This is a genomic window from Candidatus Ulvibacter alkanivorans (genome assembly GCF_003333325.1).
In the GTDB taxonomy this organism is placed as follows: domain Bacteria; phylum Bacteroidota; class Bacteroidia; order Flavobacteriales; family Flavobacteriaceae; genus Ulvibacter_A; species Ulvibacter_A alkanivorans.
Genome location: NZ_QOLC01000070.1, coordinates 1 through 14,394 on the forward strand (window position 1 = coordinate 1; position 14,394 = coordinate 14,394).

Below are 14,394 nucleotides of genomic sequence, written 5' to 3' on the forward strand. Positions count from 1 at the left end.
GTTAGGAACATTAAACTTTTAAACTTTTAATTATGAAGAAAATTACATCTTTACTGATGGTGTTATTTTGTACTGCACTAACCGTGCAAGCACAATCTGATGCCGTTGCCATTCAAGATTTATTGCAAAGACATGCAACGATTGGTAACGAAACTGGAGCTATTACTGATTTCTTTACTGCTGATGAAATCCAAATGCTCAACCAACATTACACGCAAAATGCGAATCAAATCCAATCAAGTCCACGATTAGTTGGTACCACAGCATATGCTGTAGACAACGTAGCCGGGAACTATGGTAACTTTGATATTGCAGATGCAACAACTTTCAATGTAACAAGTACTGATTCTGGTACTGCTAACTTTGAAGGTGCTGGAGCAATCGACCCTAACGATCAAGGAATTGCATATGTATTGACAAATGCAAATGAGTTCTATTCGTTAGACATCGCAACTGGAAACTATACAGATATCGGCCCTATGGGTGCGCCTAATGGAGGTGAAACTTGGGTAGGACTTTCTTTCGATCCTATTTCTGGTAACTTGTATGGTTTAGCGACAGATTCTGCTGTAACTACGTTATATTTATTAGATCCTGTAGCATTAACTGCGACTCCTATTGGACCAACTGGTATGGTTTTAGGTATTGCATTAGCAATCGATGGTTCTGGAACTGGTTATAGCTATGACCTTGTTGATGACCAATCATATTCTATCGATCTTTTAACTGGTGCTGCTACTGTGTTAGGACCATTAGGATTTGATGCTAACTTTGGACAAGGAATGACTTGGGATGATACTTCAGATACAGTATACCTTGCTTCTTTTAACAATGGTGTGTTAGACTCAGAGTGGAGAAGTCTAGATACAACTTCTGGTGCTACAACACTAGTTTCTGTTATCAATAGTTCTGCTCAGTCTCAGCATGGATGGGCTTCTATCCCTGCAGACCCTGTATTAGGAGTTGATGATAACGTATTAAGCCAAGTAGCTGTTTATCCAAACCCAGCTTCTGATGTATTGAACATCAAAGTTCCTGCTGGAGTTGAAATTACTAGTGCTGTATTGTACGATGTATTAGGTAAGAACACTGGATTGTCTTTATCTAACGGTGCATTTAACACGGCAAGTCTTGCAAGAGGAGTTTACCTTCTTACAATAGAGACTACTGCTGGTACACTTACAGAAAAAGTAGTTAAGAGATAATTAGCTCTCAATAAACTATAAGAAACCCGCTCTTAAACGAGCGGGTTTTTTGTTGTTAAGTAGTTAATTTAATTGTACTGCTTGAGGGTTTATACAAAAAGAAATGCCCTGCGAATTCGCAGGGCATTTCTTTTTGTTATCTACCTTGGTACGAATGGTTATTAGCCATTCATTGAGATTAGAAACTCTTCATTGTTTCTAGTTTGCTTAAAGCGGTCGTTTATAAATTCCATAGCTTCCACCGGATTCATATCGGCTAGGTATTTACGCATTACCCACATACGCTGTATTACATTCTCGTCTAATAATAAGTCGTCTCTACGTGTACTTGAAGAGGTAAGATCGATAGCCGGGAAGATTCTTCGGTTAGAGATCTTTCTATCCAATTGTAATTCCATGTTACCGGTTCCTTTAAATTCTTCGAAGATCACTTCGTCCATTTTAGAGCCTGTTTCTGTAAGCGCTGTTGCGATGATACTTAATGATCCACCATTTTCGATGTTACGTGCAGCACCAAAGAAACGCTTAGGTTTATGTAATGCATTCGCATCTACACCACCACTTAATATTTTACCACTTGCTGGTTGCACGGTATTGTACGCTCGCGCTAATCGAGTGATCGAATCTAAAAGGATCACCACGTCGTGACCACATTCGACCAAACGCTTGGCTTTGTCGATTACGATGTTGGCAACACGAACGTGCTCGCTAGCTTCTTTATCGAAGGTAGAAGCAACTACTTCACCACTTACATTTCGCTGCATATCGGTAACCTCTTCCGGACGCTCATCGATCAAAAGAATGATTTGATATACTTCCGGGTGATTCGCAGCAATTGCGTTTGCGATGTCTTTAAGCAACATGGTCTTACCTGTTTTCGGTTGCGAGACGATCATTCCACGCTGTCCTTTTCCAATAGGAGCAAATAGATCGATAATGCGAGTAGAAATCGTACTCTGCTTATCGGCTATATTAAATTTCTCCTGCGGGAACAAAGGCGTTAAATGTTCAAAGGCAACTCGATCACGAACAACATTTGGATTCTGTCCGTTAATTTTGTTTACCTTAATAAGAGGGAAATACTTTTCTCCTTCTTTTGGAGGTCTAACTTCTCCCAATACGGTATCACCTGTCTTTAATCCGAACAATCGAATTTGCGATTGTGATACATAGATGTCGTCGGGTGAGGACAAGTAGTTGTAATCACTGGAGCGCAAGAAACCATAACCATCTTGCATGATGTCTAATACGCCTTCGCTTTCTATAATTCCATCAAATTCGAAATCGGGTTCTTTATAGCGGTTACGGCTATCTTTATTACCGTTGTTTCTATGGTCCTTCTGATTGCTCTTGGTGTCTTTACGATTGTCCTTTGAGCTAGGCTTAGAATCTTTTCGGTTGTCCTTTGAGCTGGGCTTAGAATCTTTTCGGTTGTCTTTGTGCGACTTCTGTTTGCTGCGGTCTTGCCCACTGTCTTTATTGTCATCCTTAGTACGATTCGTATCCGTTTTACCACTTTTAGAATCTTGTGATTTTGAAGTGTTCTTCTGGTTACGGTTGTCGTTTCGTTGCCGATTTTGACGTTGTTGAGGCTTGTTGGTATCGCTTGTTCCCTTATTGTCCTTTTCCGATCCTTTAGATTCTGATTCTTTGGAATCATCGTCACTAGTAACAGCTTTGACGGCTTTGGGGTTGGCGGCTTGGTAATCAAGAATTTGATAAACCAAATCTAATTTTTTTAAGCTACGGTATTTTGGAACACCTAAAGCTTTAGCGAGTTCCTGAAGTTCAGGCAACTTTTTTGCTTTTAATTCTGAAATTTCTAACATGTAAAAAATTCTATGTGTTTAATAATGTGAATGTAATCCTATTGAGAAGGAAAATTAGTTGAAAAAAATATATTGAAGACTAAGTAACCGTTATTGAAGTGGTTACGAATAGATACTGCAAGTATACAACAATAATTTAAATTTTTCATTTAAATTTCTTAAAAAGAAACCTTATTTTTGCTGTCCATTACAAGAAAAAACATGTTGCAACGCATACAAACAGTCTATATGATCCTTGCTGCTCTAGCAATTGGAGCACTGTATGTATGGTTCCCGTTCATTCCAGATCCGGCAGGCGTTGCCATCATGGACCGAAGTGAACCGCTTATCTTTGGTCTTATTTTTGTATCAATTGCATTAGCTATAATTTCAATATTGAGTTTTAAAAAGCGACAGTTACAATTTGTATTAAATCGCTTAAACATTATATCAAATTTTGTATTACTGGGAGTTTTCGTATACAGATCCCTAACGCTATCCGGAGAAACGTTGGTTTCTGAGAAGGGTATTGGGGTGCTTTTACCCATCATTTCTATCGTTTTTTTAGTGTTGGCCAATAAGGCCATCAAAAGGGACGAGGACCTTGTAAAATCTGTGGATCGGTTACGCTAAAACGAAGCTTAGTATATTTTAGTGCGAAACCCTCGAAGAATGCCATCTTCGAGGGTTTTTTGTTAGTAAACAACTTACCTTTTCCATTCGATCACCTCTAGGTTCTGTATCTGTTTTCCATCGATCTCAAAACGTAGCATGGTACGAACTTTATGGAATCCATGTATACCTGCAGCACCCGGGTTCATATGTAACAATCCGGTTTTTTTGTCGGTCATTACTTTTAAGATGTGAGAATGGCCTGTTATAAAAAGCTGTGGTGGATTAGCATAAAGCTCTTGACGGATCTCGGGATTATATCGCCCGGGATATCCACCAATATGTGTAATCCAAACCGAAACTTGTTCGCACTGAAACTTGTTGTGTAGCGGAAAACTTAAACGCGCTTCAGCCGAATCTATATTACCGTAGACGGCACGTAATGGATTAACTTCTTGTAAACGATCGGTTACTTTCAAATCTCCTATATCGCCCGCGTGCCAAATTTCATCGGCTTGCTTGGCGTATTTAAGGATGTGCTCATCCATATGACCATGGGTATCACTAAGCAAAAGAATTTTTTTCAAAGCAGATTGTTTTCCGAAGTAAAGGTAAAAGTTCTTTCAGTAAAGAATCGACATTTCGGTTATATAAATTGTAATTGTGCCCTACTAAATCGTAATTTTGTGTTCAAAATTATTTAGGTTGCGATATTTTATTGAGATAGCATATAACGGTCAAAATTATCACGGATGGCAGGTGCAACCGGATGCCATAAGTGTACAGGAAGTGATAGAGCGTACCTTGTCTACCTTGCTTCGGAATGAGATAAGTGTTACAGGCGCGGGTAGGACCGATACGGGCGTTCATGCCAAACAACTGTATGCGCATTTTGATTCCGAAGAAATTACAGAAACTTCAGCATTTATATTTAGACTAAATTCTTTTCTTCCGAAGGACATCGCAGTAAATAGCTTGTTCGAGGTTCAAGAAAATGCCCATGCGAGATTCGATGCAACAGAACGAGCCTACGAATATATTCTCTCCTTAAAAAAGGACCCGTTTCAGTTGGGGTTGGCCTACCAACTACATAGACTCCCGGACATAGAACGTATGAACAAAGCAGCAAAGCTGCTATTAAACTATAACGATTTTCAATGCTTTTCAAGATCAAGAACCGATGTAAAAACGTATCATTGTACTATTAAAGAAGCTTATTGGACACAAGATGGCTCTCAATTGATCTTTCGTATCACAGCAGATCGCTTTTTACGAAATATGGTACGTGCCATAGTTGGCACCTTGCTGGATGTGGGTTATAAAAAGACCAGCATTGAGAACATACACGAAATAATAAAAAGTAAAGATAGGAGTAGGGCAGGTGCTTCGGCACCGGCTCACGGATTGTACCTCACCAAGGTTCGCTATCCCCAATCGATCACTAAATAAATGGCAAATTCAGGCAACGCATTCGATTTTAAGTTATTTAGGCGCTTGTTAAAGTTCACCAATGCCTATCGTTGGATCTTTTACTTTGTGGCCTTTGCTGCTATTGCTATGTCGGCATTGGCCGTACTTCGACCTTATTTGTTAAAGGAGGCTATAGATAACTCTATCGTGCCACAGGATGCCGACGGATTCCTTTACTACATTCTATTAATGGTGATCGTGCTATTGTTAGAAGTAGTATTTCAGTTCGCATTTATCTTTTACGCGAATTGGTTGGGACAAAATGTGATAAAGGACCTTCGTACAAAGCTATTTAAGTTGATGATGAGCTTTAAGATGCAGTACTTCGATAAAAGTGCGGTAGGTCGTTTGACCACAAGAGCTGTAAATGATATCGAAACCATCTCGTCCATATTTAGTCAAGGACTGTTCATGATCATTAGCGACCTCTTAAAAATGGTGGCCATTGCAGGATTTATGTTGTTGCATAGTTGGCGTTTGGCTCTGATCGTATTTGCGATCTTACCTTTTATTTTATACGCTACACGCTTGTTTCAGCGAGCCATGAAAACCGCTTTTGAGGAAGTTCGAAACCAAGTGGCCAATTTAAATTCGTTTGTCCAAGAACGAATCACGGGAATGAAGATCGTACAGATCTTTACGCGAGAACGCACCGAATATGAGCATTTTAAGGAGATCAACCAAAAGCACAAGAAAGCTTGGGTAAAAACGGTTTGGTACAACTCTATCTTTTTCCCTATTGCTGAAATGGCATCTAGTGTGGCCATTGGTCTTGTGGTATGGTATGGAGGACTCAACGCCGCAGAGGGCGGAGTGATCACATTGGGGGTTGTTGCTATGTTTATAGAATTAGCTCAAATGTTATTTCGCCCCTTACGACAAATTGCAGACAAGTTCAATACCTTACAAATGGGAATGGTAGCAGCGAATCGTGTATTTGGAATTCTTGACACCAAATCTCATATAGATAATCAAGGTGAGGTTGAGTTTAAAGATACTAAAGGCTATATAGAATTCAAGGATGTGCGATTTGGATATAACGAAGATGAGGCCGTGATAAAAGGTATCTCGTTTGCCGTGCACCCGGGCGAAACTGTGGCCATAGTAGGTGCAACAGGTGCCGGAAAATCTACCATAATTAATTTGTTGAGTAGATTTTATGAGATAAATAGCGGTGAGATCTTGATTGATCGAGTTCCGGTGACTGCCTACTCCTTACAATCGTTACGTCAAGGCATAGCGGTAGTACTTCAAGATGTCTTTCTTTTTGCCGATACCATCTTTAACAATATCACTTTAAACGATCCTTCAATCACCGAGGAAGAAGTAATAGCCGCTGCCAAGGAGATTGGAGTGCATAAATTTATAAAAACCCTTCCCGGTGGGTATCAATACAATGTAAAGGAGCGAGGTACCATGTTGTCTTCAGGGCAACGACAATTAATTGCCTTCTTACGAGCCTATGTGAGCAAACCAAGCATCTTGGTGTTGGATGAGGCTACTTCTTCTGTAGATTCCTATTCCGAAGAAATGATCCAAACAGCAACCGAAAAGATCACTAAAGGACGTACGTCTATAGTGATTGCGCACCGTTTGGCAACCATCAAGAAAGCAGACAAAATATTGGTCATGGACGCCGGTAAGATTGTTGAAACGGGTACTCATAAAGAACTGCTGAAAAAAGAAAATGGCTATTACCGGAATCTTTACGAGGTCCAGTTTATGGCCGAAGAAGCAATATAACTAACACCTTGCTTCACTTTCTCTGCTTCGATCATTTGTTCAAGATTTCCGCTCATTAGCTGTATGATAACAAAGATGATCCCGACGAAAAAAATAAGTGCTAAATAGAATGCACCACCTATACCAAGAAACACCAACGTTTTACGAAGGGTTCGTTTTACGGTTAGAGGGTATATCCTTTTGTAACAATAGGCCGAATAGATTACTATGCTAATTATCCCAAAATAGCTATAGGTAAAATAGCTCATCCCCAATGCCGACAACAGTATGACAGGCAAGAACATCGTAAGCGATAATTGGGCTTGGGTATAGCCTAAGATAACGATGTGTTCTACGTAATTATACTTTTTGATGTTACTAAAAACCAGTTTTGAGATCAACGCATAAATAGGGATTAAGACCAAATACCAAATACCTTGGTAATCGTAAAACGAGTCCATAAAGTTATCTCCTAAGGGATGCTGTTGTTGTTTCAAATATTCCGGAAGCTGCATTGCTTCGGGAAAAAATCGTTGAATGATAAATAACTGAAGCCCAGTGATCGTTATGGCCAAGGCCACATAATTAGCAACGTTGAGATAGCGTTTTCTAATACCACTTATATATCCGTTAATTACAGCTTCCGGTTTGGTGAACAATGCTAAATAGGTTCGGGCGAGTAGGTTGTTGTCGATGTTTAGAAAACGCTCAGAAAATTCGGTGGTCAAGTACTTTAGGTTGAGCCGCTGGCCAACTATTTTGGCGCCACATTGAGCACAATATTTATCGTTGTTTCCCAGATTGGTTTGGCAATTGGCACAATGTGTCGCTATTGTATTCGGGGTAGTTTTATTGGGATCGGGGGTAGGTATAACATTTTGCATGCTAACTAAGATCTTGTTCGAGTTGCTGAGTAAGTTCTTCGGCCGTATCGAACAGCACAAAATCACCTTCTTTTAAATAGGATATTTGTCCGTTTTCTTCGGAAACAACCAAGGAAACCGCATCGGTTTTTTCGGTGATACCTACAGCTGCTCGATGTCGCAATCCAAAACGAAGTGGAATGTTCCTATCGTTTGAAACCGGAAGAATAACCCGCGTGGCAACAATTAAATTATTCTCTATAATAATGGCTCCGTCGTGTAACGGACTGTTCTTAAAAAAGATGCTTTCAATTATGGGTTGGTTTAGCTCCAATTGCATTTCATCGCCTGTATGCATTACAAAATCCAAACTGTTATTGCGTTTAATCACTATTAGCGCCCCGGTTTTAGATTCGCTTAGTTTGTAACAGGCAGAAACGATCGCACTTACGTTGGTGAGGTTTTCATTTCCATTAGAAAGCAATTTGAATTTTTTTAAAATCCGTTTTCGAGCGCTAAAATTTGTAGAGCCCAGCATGAGCAAGAAGCGACGTATTTCTTGTTGAAACACTACAATAAGAGCAAACATCCCAACACCAAGGAATCCCCCAAGTATTTTACTAAGCAACTCCATTTGAAGCAATTCGGTAAGTCGCCAAATGGCATATACGATAACAATTCCAATAAAAATATTGATAGCCACCGTTCCTTTTACGAGTCGGTATAAATAGTAGAGTAGTGCAGCCACGAGAACGATGTCGATGGCGTCGATGATTCGGAATTTGGTAAAATCTAACAGATCCAAGGGCTCGGTTTTATGTAAAAATAGGTTAATTTTTTAAAAGCTCGATTGCTCATGACGGCAGGTTCTTTAAAAGTGTCACACATTCTATCGCTGGTTTTACATCGTGTACTCGTAAAATAGACGCACCTTTAAATAGGGCGATCGCATGTAAGGCCGTAGTGCCGTTAAGTGCATTTTCGACAGTGGTATCCAACGTTTTGTAGATCATCGATTTTCTTGAGATTCCAATTAAGACAGGGGTCTCTAAGCTGGAGAAGAGCTCTAGTTCGCTTAGCAGTTCAAAATTTTGTTGTCGGGTTTTGGCGAAGCCAAAACCCGGATCTACCAATAGGTCATTAATGCCTTTTTGCTTTGCGTTTGCAATCTTCTCTGAAAAATAGTGAAGTATTTCTTTTGTGAGATTGGTATAATTGGTCTGTGAGCTCATGGTTTGTGGCGTACCTCTCATGTGCATCATACAATACGGAACTTGCAATGAGGCGACCGCATCTAGCATATATGGATCTAAACTACCGCCAGAAATATCGTTAACCATTGCCGCGCCTGCCGCTATGGCTTGTTTTGCAACCTTACTTCGGAAGGTGTCTATCGAAAGGATCGCATTGGGGAATTCCTTTGCAATAGCTTCTATGGCGGGTAGTACACGCTCTGTTTCTTCAGTTTCAGAAATAGCTGAAGCTCCGGGCCGTGAGCTGTAACCACCAATATCTAAAAAAGTGGCTCCCTCGCTTAGCATGCGTTCTGCTTGAGCTAAAATTTCACGTTTCGTCACGGTCTTTCCGCCATCATAAAAAGAATCGGGCGTTACATTTACGATCCCCATGACCTTGGGTTCGTTTAGTTCTATCAGTTTGCCGTTACAATTGAGGGTATGCAATTTTTTAATTTGATTTATTTAAGCGAAATTTACGCAAAATCTTACACAGTAGAATGGCAGATACTTCAAAACAATATAACGATGTGATCGAAATTTGTAGAGCGTTGTTTATCAATAAGATGAAGGATTATGGAAGTGCATGGCGTATTTTGCGACTTCCGTCGTTGACCGATCAGATCTTTATAAAAGCACAACGAATACGAGGATTACAACAAAATAAAGAGCAAAAAGTAGAAGAAGATGCTGTTAGTGAATTTATCGGAATTATAAATTACTCGGTTATGGCCCTTATTCAGCTTGAAAAGGGTGTGGTAGAACAACCCGATTTGTCCTTAGAAGATGCGACTCAATTGTACGACGAAAAAATAGCGATCACCAAACAACTCATGTTAGACAAAAATCATGATTACGGTGAAGCATGGCGTGATATGCGAGTGAGTTCGTTGACCGATCTTATACTTCAAAAATTATTACGTGTAAAACAAATTGAAAACAATCAAGGAAAAACATTGGTTTCCGAAGGGATCGATGCAAACTATCAGGATATGATCAACTATGCTGTCTTTGCGATGATCCACCTCGAAGCGGAACCAAAAAAATAGAACATATAGAACATGAAAATACTCGTAGGCATTTCAAGAATCTTTGTAGGAATTTTATTTATCATTAGCGGATTAATAAAATTGAACGACCCTGTTGGGTTCTCATTTAAACTAAAGGATTATTTCGCACCCGAAGTACTCAATCTAGAATTTTTAGTGCCTTATGCACTGCTCATTGCCATTTTTGTTGTGATCTATGAAGTGTTATTAGGTATAATGATCATTATAGGATATGCCAAAAAATTTACACTTTGGAGTCTACTTCTCATGATCCTCTTCTTTACATTTCTAACGTTCTATTCGGCTTACTTTAATAAGGTAACCGATTGTGGTTGCTTTGGAGATGCACTTAAACTTACGCCCTGGGAGTCGTTTACAAAAGATGTCGTACTCTTGGTGTTGATCCTTATTATTTTCTTCGGAAAGAAATACATTCAACCATTCTTTTCCAAGAACACACGTAGTATTATCGTCTTCGCTTCCTTCATTGGCTGTTTGGGAATTACCTATTATGTGTTGCAACATCTTCCCATAATCGATTTTAGACCGTATAAGATTGGTGCTAATATTAAAGAAGGAATGACGATTCCTGAAGATGCTCCTAAGCCCATTTTCGAATATCAATGGAAGTTTGAGGTAGACGGCCAAGAGAAGATCATTACTACGAATGGAGACTACCCAAAAGTAGATGGGGAGTTTATAGGTGTTGAGACCGAAGAGATCCAAGCAGGATATGAAGCTCCTATCCATGATTTTAGTATGGAACGTGGTGGAACCGATTATACTGAAACCTTTTTAGAAGAAGAACATCTTATTGCTGTTATTGCCTATAGTTTAAGCAATGCAGAAATGGATGGCTTTATTCCGGTTCGTGAGGTTACCAATGAAGCATTAAAAAAAGGATATAAAGTAATTGGATTGTCGGCTTCTTCGGAAGAAGTTACGGCACAATTGGTAGAACAGTACGAATTGAACTTCGATTTTTATTTCTGCGACATGACCACCTTAAAGACCATAGTGCGCAGTAACCCAGGTTTATTGGAACTTCAAAATGGGACCATCATGCAAAAACTACATTGGAACGATGCCGATGAGTTACAGCTTGAAGAATTGCCGGAAGCGAAACCCGAACTAAATGTTGGTTTAAAACAACGCCTGGACAGCATTGCAGTGCTGGACCAGAAGTATAGAAGTTTGATGCAGATAGAAGATGAAGCGACTCGTAGTGCGAAAGCAGTCGAAATGGGACTGGAATCCACTATGACCAACGAGGCAATATGGAAATTACAACAAGTGATCGACAGCGCAAATATGGCCTTCGTAGAACGGCTCTTTGTGACCGAGGGTTACCCCGGAAAATCGGTGGTAGGCGAACCTACGAACAAGGTTGCATGGTATGTGCTACAACACAATCCCGATAAAATTGAAACGTACTTACCGTTAATTAAAAAAGCAGGTGAAGCAGGGGAGTTGCCGTTCTCGTTAGTCGCCATGATGGAAGATCGATACTTGATGAATCAAGGAAAACCTCAGGTGTACGGTACACAGGGTCGTACCGATGAAAGTGGTTCGTACATTTGGCCAATTAAAGATCCGGAAACCGTAAACGATAGACGCTTAGCTATTGGATATACGCAAACCGTAGAGGAATATGCCAAAGACTTGTTTGGCTCCGATTTTATCTATGAAGTACGCACTATAGATGAACTAAAACACTAACAGGTGGTTGGGTATATACTTCAAAAACTAGGCTATGCGTTGCTTACCTTATTTGGGGTTGTTACCGTTATTTTTTTATTGTTTACCATACTACCCGGTGATCCTGCACGCATGATGTTGGGACAAAATGAAAATGCCGAACAGATCGCAATTGTAAAGAAGAAATACGGCTTCGATCAACCCTTGAGTATTCAATATGTACAATATCTTAACGACCTTTCACCCCTATCCTTTCACAGTACCAACCCAGAGGCGTACACCTATCTTTCCGAAGAAAAATACATAGCCGCCGAGCTTTTTACAATAGGGGAAATCACAACCGTACTTAAAGTTCCGTATTTGCGAGAATCATTTCAGAAGAACGGAAAAAAAGTAAGCGCCGTGATCGCGGAGACCTTGCCCAATACTATGGTGTTGGCTATCTCTGCCATCTGTATTGCGATGTTATTGGGAGTGCTACTAGGAATTATTTCTGTGTTGTTTAAAGATGGTTGGATCGACCGCTCTGTTCAGTTAATTAGCACCTTAGGAATGAGTGTGCCATCTTTTTTTAGCGCGATCATCTTTGCGTGGGTATTTGGTTTTCTCTTGCACGAGTACACCAATCTGAACATGACAGGAAGTTTATATGAGGTGGATGATTTTGGTAATGGGAGCCACTTACAGTTAAAGAACCTTATTTTACCTGCCATTGTGTTGGGAATTCGTCCCTTGGCAGTAGTGAGTCAGTTAATGCGAAATTCATTGCTTGAGGTATTGAATCAGGATTACATTCGTACCGCCAAGGCTAAAGGCTTGTCTTTTTATACCATTATAAAGCGACATGCGTTAAAAAATTCATTAAACCCTGTAGTTACAGCTATATCGGGTTGGTTTGCGTCCATGTTGGCAGGCGCAGTGTTTGTCGAATACATTTTTGGCTGGAATGGGCTTGGTAAAGAGATAGTAGACGCGCTGAATACCTTAGACCTACCGGTAATCATGGGTGCTGTGATCGTAATTGCGACACTTTTTATTGTAATAAACATTTTTGTAGATATCATTTATGGGTGGTTAGACCCTAAAATACGAACCTAATAGATAGAATTATGAGAAAGAAAATTGTGGCCGGAAATTGGAAAATGCATAAAGATTTGGCAGAGACAGAGGCTTTTTTGGGAAGATTAAAAGAACAAGTAATGCCCGAGGAGGTTAGTATAATTGTTGCGCCTCCATTTACAAATCTACAACATGCGTTTCAGTCGTTGCGGGATCACCCTGTTCGTGTCGCAGCACAAAACATGCACCAATCAGATAAAGGTGCATTTACCGGTGAAGTTTCCGCAGCAATGCTGAAAAGTGTAGGAGTAGAGACTGTGATCCTCGGCCATAGTGAACGCCGAGCGCATTTTAATGAAACAGATGATTTGCTTGCTGAAAAAGTAAATACGGCATTGGGTAATGACATGACAGTTATTTTTTGTGTAGGCGAAGAATTAAAAGATCGCAAAGCGGGTGATCAATTTGAAGTAGTTCAAAATCAGTTGGAAAAAGGACTGTTTCATCTTTCTGAAGATGATTGGGCACATGTTGTTATAGCATACGAACCTGTTTGGGCGATTGGAACCGGTGAAACTGCGAGTCCAGAACAAGCACAACAAATGCATCAGTTTATTCGGCAGGCGGTAACAGATCATTATTCAGAGACCGTAGCAGAAGCAGTATCGATCTTGTACGGTGGTAGTGTAAAACCTGCAAATGCCAAGGAAATATTTGGGCAACCCGATGTAGACGGTGGACTCATTGGCGGAGCCGCTTTGGAAGTTGAAAGTTTTATGGAGATCGCAAAAGCTTTTATCGAGTAGGTCCAACTTCTAGAAATTATGGTGTATATAGAATATAAGTTTCGAGTAGCGCCGCTTCAACCGGGAACAGAGATACTGATCGCCGAGCTAGGAGCTGCCGGATTCGAAAGTTTTGTCGAGACCGAGGATGGGGTATTGGCCTACATTCAGAAGGAAGAATGGAACGAATCGATCTTAGCGGAGGTGCGCATACTTGCTTCGGAAGAATTTTCCATAGACTACGAACGTTCAGAAATAGCTCAGGAAAACTGGAACAGCAATTGGGAACAAAATTTTCATCCTATTGAAGTAGCTGAGAACTGTAGAGTACGAGCCCCTTTTCACGATTCAAAAGAAATGGATTATGAAATTGTGATAGAGCCAAAAATGTCGTTTGGTACGGGCCATCATGAAACTACCTATATGATGCTTAGCTATGTGCTCGAAAACGAATTCGACGGATTAACCGTGTTAGACATGGGATGTGGAACGGCCGTCTTGGCTATCTTGGCTTCTATGCGCGGTGCTAAGTATGTGGATGCGATAGATATCGATCGGTGGTGTTATGAGAATAGTATTGAAAATGCCGAAAGGAACAATTGTAAGAATATCAGCGTGCTACTGGGAGATGCGTCCTTGCTTCAGGATAAAAAATACGATTTGATCATTGCGAATATAAACCGTAACATTCTCTTGAACGATATAGAAACGTATCGCGCTAGTTTGAATAAGAACGGACAATTATACCTTAGTGGATTTTATAAAGAAGATCTGCCAATAATCGAATCTACTTGCAATAAGTTCGGATTAAGATTCGTTGATAACAAAGAAAAGAATCGCTGGATTGCCGCAAAATTTGTATTTTAGGGTAATCTGAACAAGATTAAT

Annotated in this window: 14 protein-coding genes; 9 read left to right on the plus strand and 5 right to left on the minus strand. The window is 40.1% G+C overall.

The genetic code is table 11. From position 1 onward, the window contains the following. Positions 1-32 precede the first annotated feature (32 nt). Positions 33-1,205, plus strand: a complete 1,173-nt coding sequence (locus DWA30_RS06005; RefSeq protein WP_114491639.1) for a T9SS type A sorting domain-containing protein — start codon at positions 33-35, stop codon at positions 1,203-1,205. A 161-nt stretch (positions 1,206-1,366) separates the two neighbouring features. On the opposite strand, the gene rho is transcribed toward DWA30_RS06005, so the two are convergent. Further along, a complete protein-coding gene (rho, locus tag DWA30_RS06010) occupies positions 1,367-3,034 on the minus strand; it encodes a transcription termination factor Rho (RefSeq protein WP_114491640.1) in 1,668 nt (555 codons plus the stop codon). A gap of 201 nt (positions 3,035-3,235) precedes the next feature. On the opposite strand from rho, the gene DWA30_RS06015 reads away from it, so the two are divergent. Further along, positions 3,236-3,646 carry a DUF4293 domain-containing protein gene (locus DWA30_RS06015; protein ID WP_114491641.1) on the plus strand — a complete coding sequence of 137 codons (411 nt, stop codon included), beginning with the start codon at positions 3,236-3,238 and terminating at the stop codon, positions 3,644-3,646. A 74-nt stretch (positions 3,647-3,720) separates the two neighbouring features. Here the strand turns inward: DWA30_RS06015 and DWA30_RS06020 are convergent, their stop codons facing one another. Beyond that, positions 3,721-4,212: a metallophosphoesterase family protein gene (locus DWA30_RS06020; RefSeq protein WP_114491642.1), complete on the minus strand. Its 492-nt coding sequence runs from the start codon at positions 4,210-4,212 to the stop codon at positions 3,721-3,723. Positions 4,213-4,330: 118 nt separating this feature from the next. Between DWA30_RS06020 and truA the strand changes: the two genes are divergently transcribed. Together truA and DWA30_RS06030 are read left to right on the plus strand one after the other, a co-directional pair. Next, a complete protein-coding gene (gene truA / locus DWA30_RS06025; RefSeq protein WP_114491643.1) occupies positions 4,331-5,074 on the plus strand; it encodes a tRNA pseudouridine(38-40) synthase TruA in 744 nt (247 codons plus the stop codon). After that, positions 5,075-6,838, plus strand: a complete 1,764-nt coding sequence (locus tag DWA30_RS06030) for an ABC transporter ATP-binding protein (protein WP_114491644.1) — start codon at positions 5,075-5,077, stop codon at positions 6,836-6,838. Here DWA30_RS06030 and DWA30_RS06035 read toward each other — a convergent pair. Genes DWA30_RS06035 through folP form a run of 3 tightly spaced genes read right to left on the minus strand, consistent with a single transcriptional unit; the run spans position 6,802 to position 9,362 of the window. Then, positions 6,802-7,701 carry a DUF3667 domain-containing protein gene (locus DWA30_RS06035; RefSeq protein WP_114491645.1) on the minus strand — a complete coding sequence of 300 codons (900 nt, stop codon included), beginning with the start codon at positions 7,699-7,701 and terminating at the stop codon, positions 6,802-6,804. The genes DWA30_RS06030 and DWA30_RS06035 overlap by 37 nt on opposite strands. A gap of 1 nt (position 7,702) precedes the next feature. Next, positions 7,703-8,485 (minus strand): diadenylate cyclase CdaA, encoded by a 783-nt coding sequence (gene cdaA, locus DWA30_RS06040; RefSeq protein WP_114491646.1) that lies wholly within the window; start codon positions 8,483-8,485, stop codon positions 7,703-7,705. A gap of 49 nt (positions 8,486-8,534) precedes the next feature. Then, entirely contained in the window at positions 8,535-9,362 is an 828-nt protein-coding gene (gene folP / locus DWA30_RS06045) for a dihydropteroate synthase (RefSeq protein WP_245933868.1), read from the minus strand. A 53-nt stretch (positions 9,363-9,415) separates the two neighbouring features. Between folP and DWA30_RS06050 the strand changes: the two genes are divergently transcribed. The 5 genes from DWA30_RS06050 to prmA are packed head-to-tail and all read left to right on the plus strand — an operon-like array spanning position 9,416 to position 14,373. After that, positions 9,416-9,964, plus strand: a complete 549-nt coding sequence (locus DWA30_RS06050; RefSeq protein ID WP_114491647.1) for a DUF1599 domain-containing protein — start codon at positions 9,416-9,418, stop codon at positions 9,962-9,964. 12 nt (positions 9,965-9,976) lie between these two features. Continuing rightward, a complete protein-coding gene (locus DWA30_RS06055) occupies positions 9,977-11,683 on the plus strand; it encodes a BT_3928 family protein (protein WP_114491648.1) in 1,707 nt (568 codons plus the stop codon). A 3-nt stretch (positions 11,684-11,686) separates the two neighbouring features. Further along, on the plus strand, positions 11,687-12,760 hold the full coding sequence (locus DWA30_RS06060; protein ID WP_114491649.1) for an ABC transporter permease: 1,074 nt from the start codon (positions 11,687-11,689) through the stop codon (positions 12,758-12,760). Between the two features lie 11 nt (positions 12,761-12,771). Then, the gene (gene tpiA / locus DWA30_RS06065; protein ID WP_114491650.1) at positions 12,772-13,527 is read left to right on the plus strand and encodes a triose-phosphate isomerase; all 756 of its coding nucleotides are present in this window, start codon (positions 12,772-12,774) and stop codon (positions 13,525-13,527) included. An 18-nt stretch (positions 13,528-13,545) separates the two neighbouring features. Beyond that, positions 13,546-14,373 (plus strand): 50S ribosomal protein L11 methyltransferase, encoded by an 828-nt coding sequence (gene prmA / locus DWA30_RS06070; RefSeq protein WP_114491651.1) that lies wholly within the window; start codon positions 13,546-13,548, stop codon positions 14,371-14,373. Positions 14,374-14,394 lie beyond the last annotated feature (21 nt).

Bases quoted from the DNA above. Each gene is read 5' to 3' on its own strand.
- DWA30_RS06005 (WP_114491639.1), top strand. From the start codon at position 33: ATGAAGAAAATTACATCTTTACTGATGGTGTTATTTTGTACTGCACTA.
- rho (WP_114491640.1), bottom strand. From the start codon at position 3,034: ATGTTAGAAATTTCAGAATTAAAAGCAAAAAAGTTGCCTGAACTTCAG.
- DWA30_RS06015 (WP_114491641.1), top strand. From the start codon at position 3,236: ATGTTGCAACGCATACAAACAGTCTATATGATCCTTGCTGCTCTAGCA.
- DWA30_RS06030 (WP_114491644.1), top strand. From the start codon at position 5,075: ATGGCAAATTCAGGCAACGCATTCGATTTTAAGTTATTTAGGCGCTTG.
- DWA30_RS06035 (WP_114491645.1), bottom strand. From the start codon at position 7,701: ATGCAAAATGTTATACCTACCCCCGATCCCAATAAAACTACCCCGAAT.
- DWA30_RS06050 (WP_114491647.1), top strand. From the start codon at position 9,416: ATGGCAGATACTTCAAAACAATATAACGATGTGATCGAAATTTGTAGA.
- DWA30_RS06055 (WP_114491648.1), top strand. From the start codon at position 9,977: ATGAAAATACTCGTAGGCATTTCAAGAATCTTTGTAGGAATTTTATTT.
- tpiA (WP_114491650.1), top strand. From the start codon at position 12,772: ATGAGAAAGAAAATTGTGGCCGGAAATTGGAAAATGCATAAAGATTTG.
- prmA (WP_114491651.1), top strand. From the start codon at position 13,546: ATGGTGTATATAGAATATAAGTTTCGAGTAGCGCCGCTTCAACCGGGA.